Origin of the sequence: Rhizobium phaseoli (assembly GCF_010668805.1) — a bacterium.
GTDB lineage: Bacteria > Pseudomonadota > Alphaproteobacteria > Rhizobiales > Rhizobiaceae > Rhizobium > Rhizobium phaseoli_A.
In genome coordinates this window covers 111,017-136,729 of the sequence record NZ_WUFT01000017.1, presented here as the reverse complement: position 1 = coordinate 136,729, position 25,713 = coordinate 111,017, and the positions used below count along the sequence as shown (strand labels likewise).

Below are 25,713 nucleotides of genomic sequence, written 5' to 3'. Positions count from 1 at the left end.
ATGGATGGCGTCAGCTCTCGACGATCTCGTCGCGGCCGGGCGGCAGGACGGCGAGTTCGGCCCAGTCGAGCTCCTGTTCCAGCATATGAAAAACATCGTCGTCGATCTCGTCGGCACGGCGCATCGCCGCCAGTCTGCGGCGTTTGGCGGCGATGACGTTGCGGCGCTGCTTGTCCAACCTGCTGACCTCGCGAGGGTGTTTCCCATCGGCGGCGATCTCGCGTTCGGAGGTATAGACCTCGCGTAGGATGCGGGCGGATTTATCCTCGCCGCCGGCAAGTTCGGCAAGCGCTGCATCGATCAACGCGACCCGGGCTCTGACGAGGTCGCGGTCCAGCGAGGTGTCCGGGTCGAATTTCAGGAAGCGGATCAGCGGTCCGAGCGTCAGGCCTTGGATGATGAGCGTCCCGAGAACGACGGCCAGTGCGCTGAGCAGGATGATATCGCGATCCGGAAAGTCGACCGGTAGAGCGAGTGCCGTCGCCAGAGTGACGAGGCCGCGCATGCCGCACCAGCCGGCAAGCAGGCTGGTTGCGAATGTCGGAACCGCTTGCGTCGTGCGTCCGCGCGCGGCGAGAAAGTTCATGACGCGATTATAGAAGAGCACCCAGGCCAGGCGGACGACGATAACGGTGATGAAGACTGCGGCGGCTAAGGTGACGGCGAAACTCAGGCGACCAGGGTCGAGGTCGAGAACGATCTGCCGGGCCTGCAGCCCCATCAGTAGGAAGGCGAGCACGTTGAGCAGGAAAACTGCTGCTTCCCAGACCGAATAGGAATGGATGCGGTGGCGAGCGGTCTGCCGCTCGGGCATGTATCGGGCGATCACCATGGCATAGACGACGATCGCCAGAATGGCCGAAAGGTGCAGCCGCTCGGCGATGATCCATGTGCCGAAGGTGGCGACGAATTCGAGCAAGGTGCCGCCAAGCGTGCCGGCCAGCCTCAGGCCGACGATCATGTACAGGCGGCCCATGAGGTAACCGAGGATGAGGCCGCCAGGCACGGCGAGCGCCAGTTGCGCCAGGACGCCGGCGAAGAAGGTGGGGCTCGCGGCGGCGGCGACCGCGGCGCTGAAGATCAGCAGCGCGACGGCGTCGTTGAGCAGGCTTTCGCCCTTCAGGATCACATAGGTTTGGCGCGGCAGGGTGAAACGGTCGAGCATGGCGGTCGCCGCCGCGGCATCCGGCGGCGCAACGATGGCGCCAAGTGCGACGGCAGCGGCCAGCGGCAGGCCGGCCATCGTCACGCTGACGGTGGCGACGGCGGCGGCCGTCAGGATCACGGCGATGGCGGCAAGTGAAAAGAGCGGCAGCCAGTTTCGTCGCAACGTCCGCGGCGGCAGATCATAGGCGGCGTCGAAGAGCACGGGTGCCACCAGCAGCGCCAGTGCCAGCTCGGGATCGATCGCAACCTCGGGCGCCCAAGGTACTGCGGCGACGATGACGCCGGCGATCGCCAGCATGGTCGGATATGGAATTTTGAACTTCCTGGAGAATTGCAGAAAGACGATTGCCACCAGCAGCAGCGTCAACATGCTTTCGAAGAACGCCATGGAGTTCCCCAATGCGCGCCTCCCGCGGAGGCTGTTCCTATCGCGGAACTAGGGCGAAGCTGGGCCACGTCTACCGTCTGGCGTCTCGAACGGGGGATAGAGGGGAATCCAGGATAGGTCGGCGGGCCTGCGACATTTTCGCCGCGGCGGCCGAATCTGCCGCCCCTACCCTTGTGCATCACACAAGCTCAATATATCTATCCATATTATAAGTATGCTTATAAATATCGGTCGCAGGTTTTCATGAACGCCACTCCTACCCTCGGCTTCCTTCTCCACGACGTCGCGCGGCTGCTGCGCAAGCGGTTCGAGCAGCGGGCGAAGTGCCTTGGGCTGACCCGATCGCAATGGCAGACGCTTGCCTATCTCTCGAACAATGAAGGCATCCATCAAAGTGGGCTTGCCGAAATCCTCGAGGTCGAGCCGATCACGCTGGTGCGCATCCTCGATAAACTCGCCGAACGCGGGCTGATCGAGCGCCGTCAGCACCCGACCGACCGGCGCATCTGGTTGCTCTACATGCGCGAAGAGGCGCATCCGCTGCTCGCCGAAATGCGCGAGATTGGCGACACCACCCGCGCGGAAGCGCTGCAAAGCGTTTCGGCCGAGCAGCGCGAGCAGCTTTTCCACACCCTATCCGTAATGAAGACGAACCTGGTTCAGGCATGCCGGAGCCCGGTTGACGAGAACGAGACGAACGATGGCTGATCAATCCCCCCTCCGCGTCGTTGCCGACGCCAATGCCAAGACGCCTGTCGAAGACAACCAAACGCAACAGCAGGAAACGGTAGCCGAAGCGCCTTCATCCAATTCAGCGCCGGCTGCCGCCGTGGCTGTGCCTGGCGGCATCAAGGTCCGCCGCCGGCGCAGTCTCACGCGGCCGATCCTGTTTGCCCTGCTGCCGGTGGCACTCGTCGTCGGCGGTTATTATTACGTCAACGGCGGCCAGGTGATGTCGACCGACAACGCCTATCTCCAGGCCGACATGGTCGGGCTTACCACCGATGTCTCGGGTATCGTCGAGCAGATCAATGTGCACGAGAACGAGGCGGTCAAGGCGGGGCAGGTGCTCTTCAGCCTCAGAGCCGATTCCTTCAAGATCGCGCTCGATGGCGCCAAGGCGCAGCTCGGCGTGCAGCGCAACCAGATCATGAATCTCAAGGCGAGCTACCAGCAGTCGCTGGCCGAGATCACCCAGACGCAAGCCGATCTGCCTTATTACCAGGATCAGTTCGACCGGCAGCAGAACCTGGTCAACAACGGCAGCGCGACGCAATCGGCCTATGACGAAGCCAAGCATAATCTCGAGGCCGCTCGGCAGAAGGTGACCGTCGCCAAGGCGGAAGCTGCAACCACGCTGGCGCAGCTCGGCGGTTCTGCCGATCAGCCGATCGAGCAGAACCCGCTCTACCTGCAGGCCAAGTCGAATGTCGACAATGCCCAGCGCGAACTCGACCATAGCGTCGTCAAGGCGCCGTTCGACGGCATCGTCACCAATGTCAACGCGCTGCAGGTCGGCTCCTACCTGCAGGCTTCGCAGCAGGCCTTCTCGCTCGTTGCCACCGATCATCTGTGGATCGCCGCCAGCCCGAAGGAAACCGAGCTTACCTACGTCAAGCCCGGCCAGACGGCCGAGATCTACGTCGACACCTATCCCGGGGTGACGTGGAAGGGCAAGGTCGAGAGCATTAGCCCGGCCTCCGGCTCCAGCTTCTCGCTGCTGCCGGCGCAGAACACCACGGGCAATTGGGTGAAGGTCGTTCAGCGCATTCCGATGCGCGTCTCCATCGAAGACACCGAAGGCAGGCCGCCGCTTCGCGTCGGCATGAGCACGGTGGTCGATGTCGAGACCGGTCATGCCCGCGGCCTGCCCGATTTCGTCAACAAGCTTCTGGGGCGGCCTCAGGGCGGGGATGATGAGTAACGCTTCCGCTTCCCCGGCGACCTCGGTTGCCGATTCCTCGGCGACCCCGGTTGCCAATCGCGGCGCAATCACGGCCTGCGTCATCCTCGCCGTCATCATGCAGGCGCTGGACACGACGATCGCCAACGTGGCGCTGCCCTATATTCAGGGCAGCGTGTCGGCTTCTGCCGACCAGATCAACTGGGTCCTGACCTCCTACATCGTCGCGGCGGCGATCATGACGCCGCCATCAGGCTTCCTTGCCGCCAAGTTCGGCCGCAAGCGCGTGCTGCTCGTCGCTATCGCCGGCTTCGTGGCCGCCTCGATCCTATGCGGCCTGGCGCAATCGTTGAATCAGATCGTCGCCTTCCGCCTGCTGCAGGGTCTGTTCGGCGCATCGCTGGTGCCGCTTTCGCAGGGCATCCTTCTCGACATCTATACCGTCGAGGAGCGCGGGTCGGCCATGGCCCTCTTCGGCGTCTCGGTGATGGTCGGGCCGGTGCTCGGCCCGGTCATCGGCGGCTGGCTGACTGATAACATCAGCTGGCGCTGGGTGTTCTACATCAACATTCCGATCGGCGCGCTTGCCTTCGCCGGCATCGTCATCTTCGTCACCGAAACCAAGAGGGATTTCCTCGCCAAACTGGATTGGTTCGGGTTCGGGATGATGAGTCTCGGCATCGCCTCGCTGCAGCTCTTCCTCGACCGCGGCGAGCAGCTCGACTGGTTCTCCTCCGGCGAGATCATGCTCGAGGCGCTGATCTGCGCTTCCGCTTTCTATCTGCTGATCGTGCATACGCTGACGGCGGAGAAATCCTTCGTCAATCCGAAGCTGTTTCTCGACCAGAATTTTACCATCAGCATGATCTTCATCTTCGTGATCGGCATCACCTATCTCGCCTCGCTGGCGCTGATGACGCCATACCTGCAGACGCTGATGGGCTATCCCGTCATCACCGCCGGCATCGTCATGGGGCCGCGCGGGCTCGGCACCATGCTCTGCATGTTCATCGTCGGGCGGCTGATCGGCAAGGTCGATACGCGTTGGCTGCTGGTGCTAGGCCTCGGCCTGACCGCCTGGGCGATGTACGACATGACGGGTTGGACGCCCGACGTTTCGCAATGGACGATCGTCTCGGTCGGCTTCATCCAGGGCGCCGGCCTCGGTTTCCTGTTCGTGCCCCTGACAACCATCGCTTTCGCCACGCTGCCCGCCCATATGCGTGGCGACGGCACCGGGCTCTACAACCTGTCGCGCAACATCGGCTCCTCGGTCGGTATTTCGATCGTCGCAGCGTTGATCGTCGAAAACACGCAGAGCAATCATGAATCGATCGCGGCCTATGTGACGCCGTTCAACCACGCCTTCAATGCCGTGGCGGCGCAGGGGCTCAGTCCGCTGACGGCGGCGGGGCGCGCTTCCCTCAACGAGATCATCACCCTTCAATCGACGATCATTGCCTATATGGACGATTTCAAGCTGCTGATGGTGATGTCGCTCGCGGTCATTCCGCTGGTGCTCTTGCTGCGCAAGCCGAAAGCAGCGCCCGCCATGGACCATAGTGCGGTCATGGAATAATCAGCGGAACGGTTTGCTGAGATAACGCGAGCCCTGAATGCCGAAGCGCCATGGTGCGTCGGCATTTTTGGTGATGCCGATGCGTTTTCCCGAAACAATGGGCACCGGCGCGGAGGGCGTGAGCGCATAGGGCGGGCGGTCGAGCAGCCGGTCGTTGATCTGAATATCGATGCCGAGCGCCTGGCAGAGTTTGCCGGGGCCGCTGCAGAGTGCAGTCAGCGTCTCGGTGCCGCGCCGCTCCATCATGAGAGGGATTCCCGTTTCCGGCTCCAGAGCGCGAATGAGCGCGGCCGAGCCCGGATGGCAGACGAAGTTCAGGCACCAATACATGCCATATATGCGGTAAATGTAGACATTGCCGGGCCGGCCATACATGGCGCCGTTGCGCTTGGTTGGGCCACGAAAGCTATGCGAGGCCTCGTCATCGGGGAAATAGGCTTCGGTCTCGGTGATGCGTCCGCCGACGCCATTGACAGTGAGATGGCAGCCGAGCAGGTCGCGGGAGACAGTGATCGCGTCGCGTTCGAAAAACGCCTTGAGGTTTTCGCCGGCAAGCGCGCCGGCGCCGATCGCGCCTGATATCATTCCACCATCGATCATGGCTGACGCAGATAACATCCGGCGGGCGCGGCGTCATCCCAAAAGCTGGCGGGCGTCAGCGACCGGCGTTCGGATCGCGCATCGGGATCGAAGAGGTGGTGGTCGAGACCGGGTCGCTTGCCGGGAAGGAATCTTCCAGGCCTTCCTCCAGCTCCTCTTCGAGCAGGGCAGGGTCCTTGCTGCGGGAGCCGTTGCCATGGGCGGGTTCGATCGCTGCCGCAAGCAGAGCCTTGGCGCGAGAGACGGCGTTTTCCTGTGTCAGTTCAGGCGTGCTTCGCAGCGTCACGGCAATGCTGTCTTCGCCTTCGCCGCCGAATTCGACCACCAAGCCGCCTTCCGTCTGGTAGACAGTGATATCGTTGAGTGCCATGGCCATTCCCCCCCAAAGGGCTCATATTAGCAAAGCGCGTTTTCCGAATCTTGTCGAGCGAAGACCTTCACCAGCCAGTCGATGAAGACGCGCACGCGCGGCGAAAGCTGGCGGTTGCGCGGATAGAGCAGGGAAACCGGTGTCGGGGTCAGCGGAAAATCCCTGAGCACGTGGATCAGCGTTCCCTCGGCAAGATCTTTTTCGGCGTGATAATGCGGGATCTGGATCATGCCGAGGCCCATCCTCGCCGCTGAAATATAACTTTCGGCGGCGTTGACGGTGACGATGGCGGGAATAGTGATCTCACGCACCGTGCCGTCGACGATGAATTCGAGCGGCAGCAGGCTGCCAGTGCTGCTGGAGCGGAAGCCGACCATACGGTGGCCGGCAAGCCCGTCGGGATGCTGCGGCAGGCCATGGGTGGCGATATAATCAGGTGAGGCGAGCGTGATCTCGTCCAGCACGGCAACGCGCCGGGCGATCATGTCGCTGTCCCCAGGCGTGCCGACGCGCAGCACGCAGTCGATGCCCTCGCGCACCAAATCGACCAGCCGGTCGCCTTCGCTCATGTAGAATTCGATCTCAGGATAGGTCTGGAGAAACGACGGCAGGCTCGGCAGCACGAAATGGCGGGCGAGGGTGCCATGCACATCGACGCGCAGCAGACCCTTCGGCTTGGCGCCGGCAAAGGCGCCTTCGGCATCCTCGATATCGGCAAGGATCGACAGGCAGCGCTGGTAGTAGGCCTCGCCGTCCAGCGTCGGGCTGACATGGCGTGTCGTGCGTTGGAGCAGGCGCACGCCGAGGCGGGCCTCGAGCTGCTTCACCGCATCGGTAACGGTCGAGCGCGGCAAGCCGGTGTCTTCGGCGGCAAGCGTGAAGCTGCGGCGTTCCACGACGCGACAAAACACCCGCATGGCATCGAATCTGTCCATCTATTTGTTCGCTATTCCCGGATAGTGATGCCGAAGAATGCCCCATTATCCGCAATGGGAAAAGGCGCATCTTCTCCTCATCGAAACGAGATCAAGGAGAAGGACAATGGCTTCCAACGAAAACGGCAAGGTCGCACTGGTCACCGGCGCTTCCCGTGGTATCGGCGCTGCAGTCGCCCAACAGCTCGCCAGGGACGGTTTCACCGTCGTCATCAATTACTCCGGCGACGCCGCCCCGGCCGAGGAACTCGCCCGACAGATCGGGCAGGCCGGCGGCAAGGCGCTGACTGAGAAAGCCGATGTCAGCGATGCGCAAGCCGTCCGCCGCATGTTCGATGCTGCGGAAACTGCCTTTGGAGGTGTCGACGTGCTCGTCAACAATGCCGGCATCATGATGCTCTCCTCGCTGGCTGAGGCCGATGATGCCCATTTCGACCGCCAGATCGCCGTCAATCTCAAGGGTACCTTCCATACGTTGCGCGAAGCGGCCAGGCGGATGCGCGACGGCGGCCGGATCATCAATTTCTCGACCTCGGTCGTCGGGCTGAGGCTCGAAACCTACGGAATCTATGCCGCCACCAAGGCTGCCGTCGAAACGTTGACGGCGATCATGGCCAAGGAGATGCGCGGCCGAAACATCACCGTCAACGCCATTGCGCCCGGTCCTGTCGCCACCGACCTTTTTCTCAACGGCAAGTCGGAGGAACTGATCGCCCGGATGGCGAAGATGAACCCGCTGGAGCGCCTCGGCACACCTGAAGACATCGCCGCCGCGGTGGCCTTCCTCGCCGGCCCCGACGGCGGCTGGATCAACGGCCAGACGTTGCGCGCCAATGGCGGAATGATCTGACCAAGGCAAGCGGCGATGCCGCCGCATTGGCCTCGAAGATCGGTGGAAGCCGGCCGTCGAGAACTGAAGCCCGGCCCGCCGACGGGCGTACGGGAGCCAAGCCGTCATCGCGATGATGTGAATGGGCTGGTGGAATTTCCCCTTACAATCCTGCGGGGAGTACGTATATCTGCTCTATCGCGAGAGAGTGGAATACCCTGCCGCTCTTTTCCGACCTCCAGAGCCTGCCGCTCCCGTCCTCGGTGCGACAGGCGTGATGTTCAAAGTTGCACATTGCGGCCCGTCGAAGGTTTCCCTGCCTTCCGGGCCGTATTTGTTTTGGCGCTCAGAAGTCGTTCAATCTCGTCTCTATCAGAAGCTTTACCAGCCAGTCGACAAAGACGCGGACCTTGTTGCTGAGGTGGCGGTTCGGGGGGTAGACGACGTAGAGCGGCAGCGGGTCGCGGCGCCAGTCCGGGAGCACGCGGACGAGTTCACCCCTTGCCATCGGCTCACGCGCCATGAAAATCGGCACCTGTGCGATGCCGAGCCCCGTCAACGCAGCTGTCAGATAGGTGCGGCTATCGTTGACCGAGGCGATGTAACGTGGACTGGTTTCGATCACCTCGTTGTGCCGGCGAAATTCAAAGGGCAGCGTTCGGTTGTTCTGGGCGCGGAAATAATTGACGGAGTAATGATCGGCCTCCAGATCCTCCGGCCGCTCGGGCATGCCGAATTTCTGGATATAGTTCGGCGAAGCACAGGTGATCATCTCGACTTCGGAGACACGCCGCGCAATCAGCGACTGGTCGGCCGGCGTGCCGGCCCGCAGCGCGCAGTCGACATTTTCTGCAAGATAGTCGACCGTGCGGTCGCCGACCCCGAGATCGATGCGGATATCGGGATAACGCTGATAGAAATCGCAGAGCGCGGGAACGACGATCCAATCGGCGAAAGCGCCGGCCATCTCGACGCGCAGCCGCCCGCTCGGCAGGCTCTGCGAATTCGAGAGGCTGCCATCGAGTTCCTCCAGTTCCGAGATAATCTGGGCGGCGCGTTCGTAATAGAGCGCGCCGTCCGTGGTGACCATCACCCGGCGCGTGGTACGATTCAAAAGCTTGGTGCGCAAATGCGCCTCCAGGCCCTGGATGAGATTGGTTACCGTCGCCTTGGGCATGGCGAGCATGTCGGCGGCGCGGGTGAAATTGCCCGTCTCCACCACGCGAATGAAGACGCGCATTGCCGAGAGCTGATCCATCGGTTTGAAATCCGCGGTTTGCGTTGCACCATTGTTCGAGATCTGGAACAGTGTTATCGCGATATAGCTTCTTATTCCTCGGTTGGAATAACAATATCTTTTTTGTACAAAATGCAAGCGGCAGGCGTTGTCTGCTTGTGGCTGACGCAAAAGAGACCGGACGCATGACGGTGGAATGGAAAGATATGATGCTGGATAAGGTGGCCATCGGCCCCGTTTCCGCACGCATCTACCAGGGCGCGGATTACGGCAAGGGTCCGCCAATCGTGCTTTACCTGCATGGCGGTGCGTTTCTCGACAGTGACAAGAACGTCGACCGGCCGGTGGCAATGAGCCTCGCCAAGGCGGGCGCCATTGTTGTCGCCGCTGATTACAGCAGCCTTTCCGATAATATTTTTCCGAGGGCGTTGGAAGTCTCCTTCTCCGTCTTCAGCTATCTCGCCAACAAACGCGCCGGCCTCGGTGACCGCAAATCGCTGCTCTTCGTCGCCGGCGAAGAGGCGGGCGGCAATGTTGCCGCCGGCGTGGCGCTGAAGGCGCGCGACCAGATGCCGGATGCGCTCGACGGTCAGGTGCTGATTTCGCCGCTGCTCGATCCGTTCATGGGCACGTCCTCGATCCGCAAGGCCGATGCCATCGGCATGCGCCGGCGCTGGACGGAGGGCTGGAGCCACTACCTAAGCGGCGGCGGTTGTCACCCTTATGCGGCGCCTTGTCTCTGTTCGCGTCTTTCAGGCGTCGCGCCAGCGCTGATACTCACTGCGGAGGACGATCCTCTGCACGACGAGACAATTGGTTACGGTGCCCGCCTGAAAACGGCCGGCGTCGGTGTAAGCCAGCATGTCCTTCCCGCCGGGACGGGCTGGCCTTCGATTTATGGTGGGAAATCCGACGGAGCGCCCGACTGGCAGGAAAACGTCAGCCGCCATTTTGGAAGTTTCCTTCGAGACGTAAGCGTTCAACCGCAATTGCATTGAAGAAGATCTGATATTTCGGCGGCTTGCAGCCGCAAGGAGAGCACTAATGACGTCCAGAAGTAAGCGCTGGGCCCTGGTGGGCGCTGGCTTGGGTCTTGCTGCGTCCGTTTCCGGCGCCGCATTGTTTTTCGAATTGCCGATGAGCACGACCGCTACGGCGGCTTCAGCCCCCGCGCAGGCTCCCGCTGTGCCGGTGACGGTCGCAGTCGTCGCGGCGCGCGACGTGACGGCCTGGGAAAGTTTCTCCGGTCGTCTCGAAGCGGTTGACCGGGTGCAGGTGCGTTCCCGCGTTGCCGGCGCCATCCTGGCGGTGGCTTTCCGCGAAGGGGCGCTGGTGAAGCAGGGCGACCTGCTCTTCACCATCGACCCGGCTCCCTACCAGGCAACCGTAGCCCAGGCGCAAGGCCAGGTCGCTTCGGCCGAGGCCAGGGTCAGCCTGGCGCAGACCGAACTCGATCGCGGCCACAGGCTTTCCGACAATCGTACCATCTCCCAGAGCGATCTAGATCAGCGCCAGAGCGCGCTGACCGAGGCTCAGGCGGGGCTGCGGTCGGCACAGGCTGCGCTGCAGTCGGCCCAGCTCGATCTCGATTATACGCAGGTACGGGCTCCGGTTTCCGGCCGCATCGGCAAGATCGAGGTGACCGCCGGCAACCTCGTCGCGGCCGGCTCGACCTCGCCGGCGCTGACGACGCTCGTTTCGGTCGATCCGATCTATGCGAGCTTCAATGCCAGCGAAGAAATGGTGACGCGGGCGCTTGCCCAGCTTCCGCAGACCGACAGCGCCCTGCCTCCGGTCGAGCAGATCCCGGTCGAGGTCGGTACGCTGACCGACAGCGGTACGCCGATCAAGGGCAAGCTGCAACTGATCGACAATGAGGTCGATGCCTCAAGCGGCACGATCGGCGTGCGCGCCGTGTTCGACAATCCGGGCGGGCGTCTCATCCCCGGCCAGTTCGTGCGGGTGCGCATGGGCCAGCCGAAGGCCGAGAACAAGATCGTCATTAGCGACCGCGCCGTCGGCACCGACCAGGACAAGAAGTTCGTCTTCGTTGTCGATGCCGAAAACAAGGTCGCGTACCGGCAGGTCCAGCTCGGTACGCTTTCCGACGGCCAGCGGGTGGTCGAAAGCGGCCTGAACGCCGGCGAAAAGATCGTCGTCAACGGTCTGCAGCGCATTCGTCCTGGCGCGGTCGTCATACCGCAGATGGAAGAGAAGGTCGCGACCGCTCAATAAGTCTTCGCTTTCCCCCGCGGGGGAGGGCCAATACCCGAAATGATATGACCCGCCGGCGGCTCCAACCGCCGGAGAGGGACGTTGCATCCATGTTCACCCCGGAGAGGGCTTTGATATGAACATCTCCAGATTCTTTGTCGACCGGCCGGTCTTTGCCGGCGTTCTTTCGGTCCTCATCGTGGTTGCCGGCCTGATCGGCCTCAGGGCGCTGCCGATTTCCGAATATCCGGAAGTCGTGCCGCCGTCGATCGTCGTGCGTGCCACCTATCCCGGCGCCAACCCGTCGGTCATCGCCGAAACGGTGGCCACACCGCTCGAAGAGCAGATCAACGGTGTCGAGGGCATGCTCTACATGTCCAGCCAGGCGACGTCGGACGGCGTGCTCAACGTGACCGTCACCTTCAAGCTCGGCACCGACCCCGACAAGGCGCAGCAGCTGGTGCAGAACCGCGTTTCGCAGGCCGAACCACGGCTGCCGGCGGAAGTCCGCTCGCTGGGGATCACGACGGTCAAGAGTTCGCCCAACTTCATCATGGTCGTCAACCTCGTCTCCGATGGCGACAATCACGACATTACCTATCTTCGCAATTACGCGACGCTGAATATCAAGGATCGGCTTGCCCGCATCGCCGGCGTCGGTCAGGTGCAGGTCTTCGGCGCCGGCGATTATTCGATGCGTGTCTGGATCGACCCACAGAAGGCCGCGGAGCATAATCTCGCCGCCAGCGACATCAGCAACGCCATCAGCTCCCAGAACGTCCAGGCCGCTGCCGGCATCATCGGCGCATCGCCGAGCCAGCCGGGTGTGGATCTGCAGCTCAACGTGAATGCTCAGGGCCGCCTGCGCACACCCGAGGAGTTCGGCAGCATCATCGTCAAGACGGGCGCCGGTGGCGAGATCACCCGCCTGCGCGATGTCGCTCGCATCGAACTCGGTGCTGCGGACTATACGCTGCGTTCGCTGCTCGATGGCAAGCCGGCCGTCGCCGTTGCCGTGCTTCAGGCGCCGGGTTCGAATGCGATCGAAATCGCCGACAATGTGCACGCCACCATGGATCAGCTGCAACTCGCCATGCCCGAGGGCGTTAAATACGAGATCGTCTACGATACGACGAAATTCGTGCGTGCCTCGATCGAGAAGGTCATCGACACGCTGCTTGAAGCCATTGCGCTGGTCGTTCTCGTTGTCATCCTGTTCCTGCAGACGTGGCGCGCCTCGATCATTCCGCTGATCGCGGTTCCGGTATCGATCATCGGCACCTTCGCGGTAATGTATGTCTTCGGCTTCTCGATCAACGCGCTCAGTCTGTTCGGGCTGGTGCTGGCGATCGGTATCGTCGTCGACGATGCGATCGTGGTGGTCGAAAACGTCGAGCGCAATATCGAACAGGGGCTGTCGCCACGGGCAGCTACCTACAAGGCGATGAAGGAAGTCTCCGGTCCGATCGTCGCGATCGCGCTGGTCCTCGTCGCGGTGTTCGTGCCGCTCGCCTTCATTTCCGGCCTGTCGGGTCAGTTCTATCGCCAGTTCGCGCTGACGATCGCGATCTCGACCGTTATCTCGGCCTTCAATTCGCTTACCCTGTCCCCGGCGCTGGCAGCCCTTCTGCTAAAGGGGCATCATGAGCCGAAGGACTGGCTGACGCGCTTCATGGACGCCATCTTCGGTTGGTTCTTCCGTGGCTTCAACCGTGTCTTCGGCGCGGGCTCGAATGCCTACGGCAAGGGCGTGGGCGGATTGCTGTCGCGCAAGAGCATTGTTATGGTGATCTATCTGGCGCTGGTCGGTGCGACCTATAGCCTGTTCAGCACGGTCCCTGGCGGCTTCGTGCCGTCTCAGGATAAGCAGTATCTGATCGGCTTCGCCCAGTTGCCGGATGCCGCAAGCCTCGACCGCACGGAAAATGTCATCAAGCGCATGACCGACATCGCTCTGGCGCAGCCAGGCGTTGCCAATGCGATCGCCTTCCCGGGCCTGTCGATCAACGGCTTCACCAACTCGTCCAATGCCGGCATCGTCTTCGTGACGCTGAAGGACTTCGAGGAGCGCAAGACGCCCGATCTCTCCGGCGGCGCGATCGCCATGGCACTGAACCAGAAGTTCGGCTCCATTCAGGATGCCTTCATCGCCATGTTCCCGCCGCCGCCGGTCAACGGTCTCGGCACGACGGGCGGCTTCAAGCTGCAGATCGAGGATCGTGCGGGCCTTGGCAACCAGGCGCTCGACGAGGCCACCAAAGCAGTTCTTGCGAAGGCCTATCAGACGCCTGAGCTCGCCGGGCTGTTCTCCAGCTTCCAGATCAACGTGCCGCAGCTCTATGCCGATCTCGACCGCGCCAAGGCCGAGCAGCTCGGGGTTTCCGTCACCGACGTCTTCCAGACGCTGCAGATCTATCTCGGTTCGCTCTATGTGAACGACTTCAATGCCTTCGGCCGCACCTACAGCGTCCGTGTGCAGGCCGATGCCAAATTCCGCGCTCAGCCGGAAGATATCGGCCAGTTGAAGGTCCGTTCGGCATCGGGTGAGATGATCCCGCTTTCGGCCCTCTTGAAGGTCGAGCCGAGCACCGGTCCGGAGCGTGCGAACCGCTATAACGGCTTCCTCGCTGCCGATATCAACGGTGGTCCGGCACCCGGCTTCTCGTCCGGCCAGGCGCAGGCGGCAATCGAGAAAATCCTTCATGAGACCCTGCCCGCAGGCATAGACTTCGAATGGACTGATCTGACCTATCAGCAGATCCTTGCCGGTAACTCCAGTATCGTCGTCTTCCCGCTGGCACTGTTGCTCGTCTTCCTGGTGCTTGCCGCCCAGTATGAAAGTCTGACGCTGCCGCTTGCGATCATCATGATCGTGCCGATGGGTGTGCTGGCCGCGCTGACGGGCGTCTGGCTCACCGGTGGAGACAACAATATCTTCACCCAGATCGGCCTTGTGGTGCTTGTCGGTCTATCGGCGAAGAACGCGATCCTGATCGTGGAATTCGCCCGCGAACTGGAGTTCGAGGGAAGGACACCGCGGGAGGCCGCAGTCGAGGCCAGCCGCCTTCGTCTTCGCCCGATCCTGATGACCTCGCTGGCGTTCATCATGGGTGTCGTGCCGCTTGTCGTCTCCACTGGCGCCGGCGCGGAGATGCGCGCTGCCATGGGTGTTGCGGTTTTTTCGGGCATGATCGGGGTGACCTTCTTCGGCATCTTCATGACGCCTGTCTTCTACGTGCTGCTGCGGCGGTTGACGGGCAACCGTCCGCTGGTCCAGCACAAGCCGGACGAGCACAAGGAAGAAGAGGCAGAGGTCATTCGGCTCGCGGCGGAATAAACGGAATTCAACCTTCCTTTGTCGAGTAAATCGGGCGGGAACTTCGGTTCCCGCCCGTATGGTTTTCAGGCCGATGCGTCACCAAAACGGTTGCAACGGTGGGCGAGGGGGTTATCAAAGACGAACAACAGTTGGGAGGACTGAATGACAGGTTCGAGCAAAGGTCATGACGGGAGGCGGATCGCCTTTCTCGGTATCGGCCTGATGGGAGCGCCGATGGCGCGTCGGCTGCTTGGCGCGGGTTTTGCCGTCGCCGTCTGGAATCGTGATCCCAGCAAGGCCGAGGCCCTCGCAGGAGACGGCGCGATCTGCGCGGAAACACCCGCCGATGCCGTTTTAGGCGCTGATGTCGTCATCACCATGCTGACCAACGCCGAGGCGGTGAAGGACGTGCTGTTTGACCGCGGAGCGGTCGATGCGATGACATCAGGCGCCGTCGTTATCGATATGAGTTCGATCGCCCCGCATTTCGCCCGCGACCATTCTGCCCGGCTTTCCGAACGCGGCATCGCTCATGTCGATGCGCCGGTATCCGGCGGCGTCGTGGGGGCGGATGCCGGTACGCTGGCGATCATGGCCGGCGGCGAGAAGGATGTGATCGACGCGCTTGCAGATGTCTTTGCGCCGATGGGGCGCGTGACCCGCGTCGGCCCAAGCGGAGCAGGCCAGCTTGCCAAGCTTGCCAACCAGCAGATCGTCGCGGTAACGATCGGCGCCGTTGCCGAAGCGATGATGCTGATTGCCGCCGGCGGCGGCTCGCCGGCAGCCTTTCGCGACGCCATTCGCGGTGGCTTTGCCGAGAGCCGTATCCTTGAACTGCACGGCAAGCGCATGGTCGAAAGGCAGTTTACTCCAGGCGGTTCGTCGAGCAACCAGTTGAAAGATCTGAACGCCGCCATGGAGACGGCCGACACCTTGTCGCTGACGTTGCCCCTCACTGCGGCGGTGCACGCCGAATTCAGCGAATTTGTCGCCAACGGCAATGGCGAAAAAGATCATAGTGCCCTGCTCCTCCATCTCGAAGAGAAGAATGCCCTGGCGGGAGGAAAGAGGTGACTGACAGCCATTCTCCGAAGCGGCGCCTGCGTTCCCAGGATTGGTTCGACAATCCCGACCACATCGACATGGCAGCGCTCTATCTTGAGCGTTTCATGAACTATGGCATCACGCCGGAAGAGTTGCGATCCGGTAAGCCGATCATCGGGATTGCCCAGAGCGGCAGCGATCTCACGCCCTGCAACAGGGTCCATGTCGAGCTTGCCACGCGCGTGCGCGACGGCATTCGCGATGCCGGTGGCATTCCGATCGAGTTTCCGACGCATCCGATCTTCGAGAACTGCAAGCGCCCGACGGCTGCACTCGACCGCAATCTTGCCTATCTCGGCCTCGTTGAAATCCTCTACGGCTATCCGCTCGACGGCGTCGTGCTGACGACCGGCTGCGACAAGACCACGCCTTCGGCGATCATGGCCGCGTCGACGGTCGATATTCCGGCGATCGTGCTTTCCGGCGGTCCGATGCTCGACGGCTGGCACGAAGGGGAACTGGCGGGCTCCGGCACGGTGATCTGGCGGATGCGGCGAAAATATGCGGCAGGCGAGATCGATCGGGAAGAATTCCTGCAGGCGGCGCTCGATTCAGCTCCATCGGTCGGCCACTGCAATACGATGGGCACGGCCTCGACGATGAACGCCCTTGCCGAGGCACTCGGCCTTTCGATGACCGGTTGCGGTGCCATTCCGGCCGCATATCGCGAACGCGGCCAGATGGCCTATCGTACCGGGCGGCGCGCCGTCGAAATCGTCTTCGAGGATCTGAAGCCGTCGGATATTCTGACCCGCGAGGCTTTCCTCAATGCCATCCGCACCAATTCGGCGATCGGTGGCTCCACCAACGCACAGCCGCATCTGGCGGCGATGGCCAAGCACGCGGGCGTCGAGCTTCATCCCGACGACTGGCAGGTGCACGGCTTCGATATCCCGCTGCTGGCCAATATCCAGCCGGCCGGCGCCTATCTCGGCGAGCGTTACCACCGCGCCGGCGGTACGCCGGCGATCATGTGGGAATTGCTGCAGGCCGGAAAGCTGGATGGCGACTGTCATACGGTGACGGGCAGGACGATGGCCGAGAACCTGCAGGGCAAGGAAGCCCACGACCGCGAGGTTATCCGGCCATTCGCCGAACCGCTGAAGGAGCGAGCCGGCTTCCTCGTTCTCAAGGGCAATCTCTTCGATTGCGCGATCATGAAGATGAGTGTCGTCTCGGAGGACTTCCGCCGGCGCTACCTTCAGGAGCCGGGGCGCGAGGGCGTCTTCCAGGGCAGGGCGGTGGTTTTTGACGGGTCCGAGGACTATCACAAGCGCATCAACGATCCTGAACTCGGCATCGACGAAAATACCATCCTTGTCATCCGCGGCGCCGGGCCGCTCGGCTGGCCTGGTTCGGCTGAGGTCGTCAACATGCAGCCGCCGGATCACCTGCTGAAACGCGGCATAAGCAGCCTGCCGACGATCGGCGATGGCCGCCAATCGGGCACGGCCGACAGCCCCTCGATCCTCAATGCTTCGCCCGAAAGTGCCGCCGGCGGCGGCCTCGCCTGGCTTCGCACCGGCGACGTCATCTGCATCGACTTCAATCAGGGACGCTGCAACATGCTGGTCGACGAGACTGAAATCGAACGGCGCAAGGCAGACGGAATTCCGCCGGTGCCGGCTGACGCCACGCCGTGGCAGCAGATCTACCGCCGCTCGGTCACGCAACTGTCGGACGGCGCAGTTCTGGAGGGAGCCGCGGAATTTCGTCAGATCGCGAAAAAACCGCCGCGTCACAACCACTGATCCTGAAGGTGTGGCAGACTGCAAGTCCTGTGATCCAAAAGGAGAAATCCGTAACCAACAGTTCACCTAGTCACAAGTTCGGTGATCGGAACAAGCCTTCATTAATGCTGGCCTGAGACCATATTGCAGTTATGCAAGTTTCCAAGGCTGAGACCGCGTTGCCAGAAAATAAAGCCACACGATCCGAACAAGAGTTTCAGGATCTTCTGCGCCGGCTCGAACTCGCTCTCGATGCATCCCGGATCGGTGTCTGGGAGCACAGCATCGCAAGGGGCGAGATCCTGTGGGATGCGCAGATGCACCGTCTCTACGAGACCGGCGAAACATGTCGGGACGTGCCGGCCTGGTTGTGGTCGAATGCAATCCATCCCGACGATCGTGAGCAGGCCGAACGCGATTTCGATCAGTCGATTGCAACACGCGGCGCGTATAATTCGCAATTCCGGATCGTACTGCCGAGCGGAGAAATCCGCTATCTGCGCTCACGCGCGCATTTCTACGTGGACGCAGAGGGGCTTCCCTCGTTCATCGGCGCCGAATGGGATGTGACTGCCGACATAGTGCTCAATGCCGAGCTCGCGCGACAGAAAATGGTGGCCGAGGCGAAGGCGGTGGCGCTCGAGGAAAGCAATGCGCGCATCGAGCATGTCGCCGATCACGATTATCTCACCGGCTTGCCGAACCGGCGCCTTCTCGACAAGCGGCTCACCGAGCTGCCGGCTGACAAGAGTATCACGACGCTTGGCGTCCTCCATCTCGACCTCGACCAGTTCAAGCAGATCAATGACAGTCACGGCCATGCGGCAGGCGACGCCGTGCTCAGGGCCGCAGCCCTTCGCATCACCGCCGCCATTCCCGCAAATGGCATGGTCGCCCGCGTTGGCGGTGATGAATTCGTCATCGTGCTGGTCAATTTCAGCGATCTCACCGAGCTGAAGCTGATCACCGAGGATCTTCAGCGTCGGCTGCGCAAGAAGATCCGCTTCGGCCACGAGATGCTGCAATCCGGCGCCTCGATCGGCGTTTCCTGGAGCGGCGATCGGCGGGCGCGCAACCTGCTTGCCGAATCCGATCTGGCGCTCTACCAGGCCAAGAAGCTCGGGCGCAACCGCGTCGAATTCTTCACGCGGCAACTGCAGGAGGATCTGCGCGCCAAGCGTCGCCTCGCCGAAGAGCTGAAGCTGGGGCTGGAGCGCGGCGAGATCATTCCTTATTATCAGGTGCAGCGTCACGCCCGGACCCGGGAAGTCATCGGCTTTGAGGCGCTGGCGCGCTGGAAACATCCCGACAAGGGCGTGCTCGCCCCGGGAATATTCCTGAAGATCGCCGACGAGCACGGGCTTGCGGCGGAGATCGATGCGGCGATCCTCAAGAGCGTTCTCGAAGACCGGCTGTCTTGGCAGTCTCGCGGACTTGCGGTTCCGCGCATCGCCGTCAACATCTCGGGGTCGCGCCTTGCCGATCCGACGTTGCTCGGCAAGCTGAGGAAACTCGACATTCCGCCCGACGCGATCGTCTTTGAACTGGTCGAGACGATTTTCCTCGACGACAGCGACGAAAAATTGCTCGATCATATCGGCGATATCAAACAGATGGGTATAGACATCGAGATCGATGATTTCGGATCGGGCCATGCCTCGCTCATCGGTCTCGTCAAGCTGCGGCCGAAACGGCTGAAGATCGACCGGCAGCTCATCGCCGAGGTCGTCAGCTCCGCCGAGCAGCGGCGCGTGGTGGGCTCGATCGTGGAAATCGCCAAGGCGCTCGACGTCGAGGTGATCGCCGAGGGCATCGAGACCGAGGCGCATGCCGTCGTGCTGGCGCAGCTCGGCTGCGATGGCCTGCAGGGTTATGCGTTTGGTTATCCCGCACCGGCGACCGAGACAGCGCGTCTTTTCTCACCGATGGCGAGCGGGATCGAAAAGCACAAGAGCGTGATGAGCGGCGTGGCGCGGTGATCCGTCAGGGCGATTGCCGCCGCGTCCGGTTTCAACGGCGGTTTTCCCGGCTTGCGGAAGTGATTTCGGCCAAATTGCTTTCTCCGCCTTTCGGATCGGCCAGGCGATATCTTTTCGGCGCGGCGTTTTATTCGCGCTCGCAGGAAGATAATTGGCGCGCAAGTAATTTTCTTGAGCTTGCATCGGCATTGTTTCATGGTAATGCGGAAACCAAGCTTTCTGCATTGCATCGAACAATGATTATACGCGTCGTCACGTCCATCAACGCGGCTCTCTATCATTCGCAGGTGCAAGCGGGGAGCTGGGGACCTGACAATTGCTTTGACATTGCCGGGATGGACTTGCGGGACATGCAATCTGAGAAAGTCGCATGAATTCGGAATTTGCCGTTCGTTCGATGCGGCCCGGCGAACTGGAACTCGTGCTCGAATGGGCGCGTCAGGAGGGCTGGAACCCAGGCCTCGATGATTCGCTTGCCTTCATGGAGGCCGATTCGTCCGGATTTTTCGTCGGCGCCATCGGTGAAGTCCCCGTCGGTTCGATTTCGGTCGTCAAATATGGCGAGAGTTTTGCCTTCCTCGGCCTCTACATCGTTCATCCCGATTTCCGCGGCAAGGGTTATGGCAGGACGATCTGGGAGACGGGCATCGCCAGCGCACACGATCGCACGATCGGTCTCGACGGCGTCGCCGCACAGCAAAATAACTACCGCAAGATCGGCTTCGAACCCGCCTATTCCACCCTTCGCTACGGCGGCGTCGCCACCTCCTTGCCGGTCTCGACGCTTGCCGCGCAGCCGGTGCTGGATTCGCGCCTGGAGGGCCTGCAGCGTTATGATTCGGCGATCTTTCCGCAGCCGCGCGATGCCTTCCTCGCGGCCTGGTGCACCGGTCGCAAGGGTCGCCGCTCGGCGGTGGTGCGCAAAAGCGGCAAGATCCGCGGTTACGGCACGATCCGCCGCTGCTATGAGGGCTACAAGATCGGCCCGCTTTTTGCCAATGACGCCGACAGCGCCGCAGCACTGCTTGCCGAATTGATCCCCGAGGCGAAGGGGGCTGCGATCTTCATCGATATCCCCGTGGAGAACCATGAGGCGGTGGCGATTGCCGAAAGCCTCGGCCTTCAACAGGTGTTCGAGACGACGCGCATGTATCGCGGGCCGGCGCCGGCCATCGCGCTAAAGCACGTCTTCGGCGTGACGACGCTGGAGCTTGGTTAGACCAAAGCGCTCCGCGTCAAACTTGATTCATGCGAGGCGCTTTGGTTCTTTTGTTGAACCACTGCGCACTTCCTGATGACATGCATCAATCCATCGGTGAGGCGGGAACGGTCGCAGCCGAAGTTTTCGGCCGGCCTTTTTCGGCGATCGCGATGCCGCCCAAGGTCAATACCAGCGCGACCACGTGAAAGGACTGCAGCGTCTCGCCGATCAGGGCGACGGAGAGCAGCGTTCCGAACACCGGCACCAGATTGATGAACAGGCCGGCCCGGTTGGCGCCGATGGCCACGACACCCTTGATATAGAGGATCTGCGCCACCAGCGAGGGAAAGATCGCCGTGTAGAGCGTGATGACCCAGCCAGCATGGTCCGGCCATTGCGCGGCATCGCGGCCGGCTTCCCAAAGGAGCAGCGGCACCGAGGTCAGCATGGCTGCGAATGCCGGGATCGCCATCAGCGTGCGCCAGTCGAGCGGCGGTTTCCAGCGCAGGAAGATCGTGTAGATCGAATAGGCGGCAATGGCGATCAGCATCAGTCCATCGCCGCGGTTGAGGCTTAATTGCAGCAGCGTTGTCAGGTCGCCATGAGCGGCGGTCAGAGCGACGCCGATCAACGTCAAGCCGAAGCCGAAACATTGGGCCAGCGAAATGCCGGTGCGGAAGAACATGAAATTCAGCAGGAAGATCAGCATCGGGATGCCGGCCTGCTCGATGGCGACATTGATCGCCGTCGTATATTGCACGGCCGAGTAAAGCATAGCGTTGAAAAGCGTGTAGCCGATGACGCCGTAAAACAGGAGCAGCGGCAGGTTTTTCCTGACCACCGGCCAGTCCCTTTTGAGCTGCGGCACCGAGATCAGGGCGATCAGCGCCACGGCGATAAACCAGCGCAGGAAGGTCAGCATCATCGGGCTGATATGCCCGAGCGCGAGCTTGCCGGCGACGGAGTTGCCGCCCCAGCAGAGGGTGGCGATAACGAGGCAGATGTAGGCCTTGGCTTGCAAAAGCGTTCTTCCCGTCTTTCCGCGATCGCCGAGCGGCGTTTTGTGACGGGCAATAGCCTGCCGGCTGCTGATTTGTCACGTAAAAAGCCCAATCACCTGTGACAACAGGGTCGCTTTCCCAAAAACAAAGCTTTATAGATGCGCGGGTTTGAGCAGGTGTGCGGTTTTCCGCCGGTAACAGGAAGAGTTGGATGACGAACGTAGTCGTGGTCGGTTCGCAATGGGGTGACGAAGGCAAGGGCAAGATTGTCGATTGGCTTTCGGAGCGAGCGGATATTGTCGTGCGCTATCAGGGCGGACACAATGCCGGCCACACACTTGTCATCGACGGCACGAGTTACAAGCTGTCGCTGCTGCCGTCCGGCGTCGTGCGCCCGGGCAAGATGGCGGTGATCGGCAACGGCGTCGTCGTCGACCCGCATGCGCTGATCGCCGAGATCGGTCGGCTGGAGGCCCAGGGCGTGACGGTGACGCCTGATAATCTGCGTATCGCCGACAATGCGACGCTCATCCTGTCGCTGCACCGCGAGCTCGACGCGATGCGCGAGGATGCGGCATCAAACAGCGGCACCAAGATCGGCACGACACGCCGCGGCATCGGTCCGGCCTATGAAGACAAGGTCGGCCGCCGCGCCATCCGGGTGATGGATCTTGCCGATCTCGACAGTCTCGCCGGCAAGGTCGACCGTATTCTGACGCATCACAATGCGCTTCGCCGCGGCCTCGGCGTCGCCGAAGTCAGTCACCAGACGATCATGGACGAACTGACCTCGATCGCCGATCGGGTGCTGCCGTTCCGTGACACCGTGTGGCTCTTCCTCGACAAGGAGCGCCGCAAGGGCTCCCGTATCCTCTTCGAGGGGGCGCAGGGCACCCTGCTCGATATCGATCACGGCACCTATCCTTTCGTGACCTCGTCTAACACCGTGGCCGGCCAGGCCGCGGCCGGTTCCGGCATGGGACCGGGCTCGCTCGGCTATATTCTCGGCATCACCAAGGCCTATACGACGCGCGTCGGCGAAGGTCCGTTTCCGACCGAGCTGAAGGACGCCATCGGTGAGTTCCTTGGCGAAAAAGGTCATGAGTTCGGCGTGGTGACCGGGCGCAAGCGGCGCTGCGGCTGGTTCGATGCCGCACTCGTGCGCCAATCGATCGCCACCAACGGCATCACGGGCATCGCGCTTACCAAGTTGGACGTGCTCGACGGCCTCGAAGAATTGAAGATCTGCGTCGGCTACATGCTCGACGGCGAACAGATTGATCATCTTCCGGCAAGCCAGGGAGCGCAAGCTAGGGTCGAACCGATCTACATCACGCTGGAAGGGTGGAAGGAATCGACCGTCGGTGCCCGCAGTTGGGCGGATCTGCCGGCACAGGCGATCAAATATGTTCGCCAGGTCGAAGAACTGATCGGGGCGCCTGTCGCGCTCCTTTCCACCAGCCCGGAGCGCGATGACACGATACTTGTGACCGATCCGTTTGAGGATTAAGCTCACGGGTCACTGTGGAGGATGGTTCGGTAGGGTGCCGGACTTCTTGAGAAAGTACTGATGGCGGATTTTATTGCAGTTATTCGGCGGGCCGTCGACGGCCTAGCTGAAAATACCCCCGAGATGCGGGTGAAGGTCTACGAACGTGCCCGCGGCGCAGTGCAGCGGCAGCTCGAGAACATGAAGCCGCGTCCGCCGGAAGCCATGCTGCAACGCCAGCTCGAAAAGCTCGAGGCCGCCATCCGCGAAGTGGAAGGCGAACATTCCGAGGCGCTGCCGCTCGAGGCGGCGGTTGTCGCGGTTCCCGCGTTGGAATCCTCGGAGGAACAGACGGTTCGCGACGAAAGCGAACCGACGCCTGCGCCCGTCGTCGAAGAACCGGCCTACGAAGCCTCTGCGGAACCGCAGGCGGTTGGGCCCGCCGACGAGCCGGATCACGTGGAAGCTGCCGCGCCGCAGGAGCCCCAGGAAGAGCTCGCGGACGAGGAACCTCTCTCCGAGGCCCCCAGCCTCCCCACGTCCGTTGCGGCCGAGGCCACGGCTCCCACGCAGGCAGAGATACCGGCTCCTGCCGAAACATACTGGCATCCCTCGCATGAAGAGGAAGCGCCGGCCGAGGAATGGCATTCCGGTGACGGACGCGACATCGCTGCCGAGGCTTGGCCTGCAGATGATGAGCGCTGGGAGTCGCCTGCCGAGCAACGCGAGGAAGCAGGCGAATATCATCCCGACGAGCAGCATCCCACAGAGGCCGAAGAATCTGCGGCCGAACCGGCGACGGTGAAAAGCGAGGAGCCGGCTGCCGAGAAGGCGCACGAGCCTATCGACTCGTCCCAACGCGTGGCGCGCGGCCTGGACCATGCTGCCCACCGGCTGGTGGAGCCGGTCGTTGAGTTCGATCGTCCGAAGGAATTCGTCGAACATAGCCGCGAGGAGCCGCTGCAGGCCGATGCCGCAGCGCATTTCGATCCCATCTGGAGCGAGCCCGCCGCCGAAACGCCGGCTCCGGCGCCGAAGGATGCCGAGACCGAATGGGCGGAAGAGGAACTCCGGCAATATTCGGAAACGGCGCCAGTCACCGCCGACGTCTCGGCACGTGCCTTCGAAGAGGTGATATCGAGCCTCGAAAAAGTGGCGCCTGCGGCCGTCATGCCGACGGCCAAGGAGAGTTTCTCCTGGGAGACGGCCGCCTTCGACGATCTGCCGCCGATCGACGCCGGCAGCAACAAGAAGACGCCGGTGGCTTCGCATTTCGACGATGTCGATATTTTCGCGGAAGTCCACGACGGCAAGCCGGCGGCCGCGGCCGGAGCACCGAGCCAGGACTGGCGGGAGGCGAAGGCGCTGCGCGGCTACGACCGGCGTGGTTCTGTTGCCACTGACGACGATGATGCCAATCCGGGAATGGATATCGACCAGATGGTCGCCTCCAAGCTCCAGGGCAAAAGTTTCCGTATGGAGCCGAAGCGCCGCCGCTTCGGCATCGGCACCGTGATCACACTCATCTTCGCGCTCATCTTGATCGGTGGCGGCGCCTATGCCGGCTGGATGAACAGAGAGGCGCTGGTGGCGATGGTCGACGGGCTCGTCAGTTCGGCACCGTCGCAGGCGACCAGGAACGAGACGCCGCCGCTGGCTGGCTCCGCGACGCCTGCTCAGCCGGACGCGGTGGCGCCAGCTCAGCCGACCACGCCAGGAGCACAGAATACCCCGGTGGCGCCGGCCCAGCCGAACCCGCAAGTGGCGTCATTGAACAATGACGGCGCCGTGGCCAATTCGAAATTCACTCAGCGGCTGCTGACGGATGGAACCGAGGTCGACAGCGGACCGGCGACGGTGCCGGGGACGCCGACGGCGGAAGGAAAATCGGTCGCCGAACAGAATGTCGCGGCCGCCGATACGCCGCCTGCCAGCGCCCAGGGCGATGTCGCACCGGCCGAAACGCTGACGCCGAACGGCCCCGCGGCATCGCCGCAGCAGACCGCCCCCGTCGGTTCGTCGCAAAAGATGTTCCTCTATGAGGAACGTATCGGTCAAAGCTCGCCGACGGCGATCGAGGGATCGGTCGTCTGGAGCGTGCAGCACGAGGCCGGCCAGGGCGGTCGCCAGGAGGCGACGGTGCAAGGCAACGTCACTGTGCCGGAGCGAAATCTCTCGGCTCTCGTCACCTTCAAACGCAATTCCGATCCGTCGTTGCCGGCAAGCCATCTGGTCGAGATCGTCTTCTCGGTGCCGCCGAATTTCGAAGGCGGCAGCATCGACAGCGTTCAGCGCATCTCGATGAAGCGCACGGAGCAGGACCGCGGCGATGCGCTGATCGCGGTTCCGGCCAAGATCACCGACGATTTCCACATGATCGCGCTCAACGATTATCCCGATGCGCGCAAGGCCAATCTCGATCTGATGGCGACCCGCAGCTGGATCGATATCCCAGTCACCTACCGCAACGGTCGCCGCGCGCTACTGACGATGGAAAAAGGCGGCACGGGAACGGACGCCTTCAATACCGCGATCAAGGAATGGACCGCGCTCGGGGATGTGTCGACGAGCCAGTGATTGTTGTCCGCCATGCCAGCTTTCCGGCCTGTGACAGGGTGCCGAGGCTGCGAAAAGAGAATTAAAACAGAAAGGCGGGCCGCAAGCACCC

20 protein-coding genes are annotated in these 25,713 nt (G+C 62.3%); 14 read left to right on the top strand and 6 right to left on the bottom strand.

The features are described 5' to 3' along the window. Positions 1–10: 10 nt before the first annotated feature. A complete protein-coding gene (locus GR197_RS24205) occupies positions 11–1,555 on the bottom strand; it encodes a cation:proton antiporter (protein WP_164014110.1) in 1,545 nt (514 codons plus the stop codon). Between the two features lie 243 nt (positions 1,556–1,798). Between GR197_RS24205 and GR197_RS24200 the strand changes: the two genes are divergently transcribed. From GR197_RS24200 to GR197_RS24190, 3 genes are read left to right on the top strand one after another with little or no spacing between them, the layout of a single operon-like run. Beyond that, entirely contained in the window at positions 1,799–2,263 is a 465-nt protein-coding gene (locus GR197_RS24200) for a MarR family winged helix-turn-helix transcriptional regulator (RefSeq protein WP_007630654.1), read from the top strand. Beyond that, positions 2,256–3,479 carry an HlyD family secretion protein gene (locus GR197_RS24195; RefSeq protein WP_164014108.1) on the top strand — a complete coding sequence of 408 codons (1,224 nt, stop codon included), beginning with the start codon at positions 2,256–2,258 and terminating at the stop codon, positions 3,477–3,479. Before GR197_RS24200 ends, GR197_RS24195 begins: the two co-directional genes overlap by 8 nt. Further along, the gene (locus tag GR197_RS24190) at positions 3,472–5,037 is read left to right on the top strand and encodes a DHA2 family efflux MFS transporter permease subunit (RefSeq protein WP_246724676.1); all 1,566 of its coding nucleotides are present in this window, start codon (positions 3,472–3,474) and stop codon (positions 5,035–5,037) included. The genes GR197_RS24195 and GR197_RS24190 overlap by 8 nt, the downstream gene beginning before the upstream one ends. Here the strand turns inward: GR197_RS24190 and GR197_RS24185 are convergent, their stop codons facing one another. From GR197_RS24185 to GR197_RS24175, 3 genes are read right to left on the bottom strand one after another with little or no spacing between them, the layout of a single operon-like run. Further along, positions 5,038–5,655 carry a DNA-3-methyladenine glycosylase gene (locus tag GR197_RS24185; RefSeq protein WP_164014104.1) on the bottom strand — a complete coding sequence of 206 codons (618 nt, stop codon included), beginning with the start codon at positions 5,653–5,655 and terminating at the stop codon, positions 5,038–5,040. Positions 5,656–5,692: 37 nt separating this feature from the next. Beyond that, entirely contained in the window at positions 5,693–6,007 is a 315-nt protein-coding gene (locus GR197_RS24180; protein ID WP_164014102.1) for a hypothetical protein, read from the bottom strand. A gap of 26 nt (positions 6,008–6,033) precedes the next feature. Further along, a complete protein-coding gene (locus GR197_RS24175; protein ID WP_164014100.1) occupies positions 6,034–6,942 on the bottom strand; it encodes a LysR family transcriptional regulator in 909 nt (302 codons plus the stop codon). 106 nt (positions 6,943–7,048) lie between these two features. Here GR197_RS24175 and GR197_RS24170 point away from each other — a divergent pair, with 106 nt between their 5' ends. Continuing rightward, the gene (locus GR197_RS24170) at positions 7,049–7,792 is read left to right on the top strand and encodes an SDR family oxidoreductase (RefSeq protein ID WP_164014098.1); all 744 of its coding nucleotides are present in this window, start codon (positions 7,049–7,051) and stop codon (positions 7,790–7,792) included. Between the two features lie 325 nt (positions 7,793–8,117). Here the strand turns inward: GR197_RS24170 and GR197_RS24165 are convergent, their stop codons facing one another. Beyond that, on the bottom strand, positions 8,118–9,029 hold the full coding sequence (locus GR197_RS24165) for a LysR family transcriptional regulator (RefSeq protein WP_164014096.1): 912 nt from the start codon (positions 9,027–9,029) through the stop codon (positions 8,118–8,120). Between the two features lie 164 nt (positions 9,030–9,193). Here GR197_RS24165 and GR197_RS24160 point away from each other — a divergent pair, with 164 nt between their 5' ends. The 8 genes from GR197_RS24160 (at position 9,194) to GR197_RS24125 (ending at position 20,573) form a co-directional block, all read left to right on the top strand. Then, complete coding sequence (locus tag GR197_RS24160; protein WP_164014149.1) at positions 9,194–10,006, top strand: alpha/beta hydrolase fold domain-containing protein; 813 nt, start codon at positions 9,194–9,196, stop codon at positions 10,004–10,006. Between the two features lie 46 nt (positions 10,007–10,052). After that, positions 10,053–11,243 carry an efflux RND transporter periplasmic adaptor subunit gene (locus GR197_RS24155; RefSeq protein WP_164014094.1) on the top strand — a complete coding sequence of 397 codons (1,191 nt, stop codon included), beginning with the start codon at positions 10,053–10,055 and terminating at the stop codon, positions 11,241–11,243. Between the two features lie 115 nt (positions 11,244–11,358). Continuing rightward, positions 11,359–14,559, top strand: coding sequence for an efflux RND transporter permease subunit (locus GR197_RS24150; protein ID WP_164014092.1), 3,201 nt, complete (start codon positions 11,359–11,361; stop codon positions 14,557–14,559). Positions 14,560–14,703: 144 nt separating this feature from the next. Beyond that, entirely contained in the window at positions 14,704–15,615 is a 912-nt protein-coding gene (locus GR197_RS24145) for an NAD(P)-dependent oxidoreductase (protein WP_164014090.1), read from the top strand. Then, a complete protein-coding gene (locus GR197_RS24140) occupies positions 15,612–17,396 on the top strand; it encodes a dihydroxy-acid dehydratase (RefSeq protein WP_164014088.1) in 1,785 nt (594 codons plus the stop codon). The genes GR197_RS24145 and GR197_RS24140 overlap by 4 nt, the downstream gene beginning before the upstream one ends. Positions 17,397–17,527: 131 nt before the next feature. Beyond that, a complete protein-coding gene (locus GR197_RS24135) occupies positions 17,528–19,354 on the top strand; it encodes a putative bifunctional diguanylate cyclase/phosphodiesterase (RefSeq protein WP_164014086.1) in 1,827 nt (608 codons plus the stop codon). Beyond that, positions 19,351–19,728, top strand: coding sequence for a hypothetical protein (locus tag GR197_RS24130; protein WP_164014084.1), 378 nt, complete (start codon positions 19,351–19,353; stop codon positions 19,726–19,728). Before GR197_RS24135 ends, GR197_RS24130 begins: the two co-directional genes overlap by 4 nt. Then, the gene (locus GR197_RS24125; protein WP_164014082.1) at positions 19,725–20,573 is read left to right on the top strand and encodes a GNAT family N-acetyltransferase; all 849 of its coding nucleotides are present in this window, start codon (positions 19,725–19,727) and stop codon (positions 20,571–20,573) included. Before GR197_RS24130 ends, GR197_RS24125 begins: the two co-directional genes overlap by 4 nt. An 85-nt stretch (positions 20,574–20,658) precedes the next feature. Here GR197_RS24125 and GR197_RS24120 read toward each other — a convergent pair whose 3' ends face one another. Further along, positions 20,659–21,576, bottom strand: a complete 918-nt coding sequence (locus tag GR197_RS24120) for a DMT family transporter (RefSeq protein ID WP_164014081.1) — start codon at positions 21,574–21,576, stop codon at positions 20,659–20,661. Positions 21,577–21,767: 191 nt separating this feature from the next. Between GR197_RS24120 and GR197_RS24115 the strand changes: the two genes are divergently transcribed. Together GR197_RS24115 and GR197_RS24110 are read left to right on the top strand one after the other, a co-directional pair. Beyond that, complete coding sequence (locus GR197_RS24115) at positions 21,768–23,066, top strand: adenylosuccinate synthase (RefSeq protein WP_007630671.1); 1,299 nt, start codon at positions 21,768–21,770, stop codon at positions 23,064–23,066. A 60-nt stretch (positions 23,067–23,126) separates the two neighbouring features. Beyond that, a complete protein-coding gene (locus GR197_RS24110) occupies positions 23,127–25,622 on the top strand; it encodes a hypothetical protein (protein ID WP_164014080.1) in 2,496 nt (831 codons plus the stop codon). Positions 25,623–25,713 lie beyond the last annotated feature (91 nt).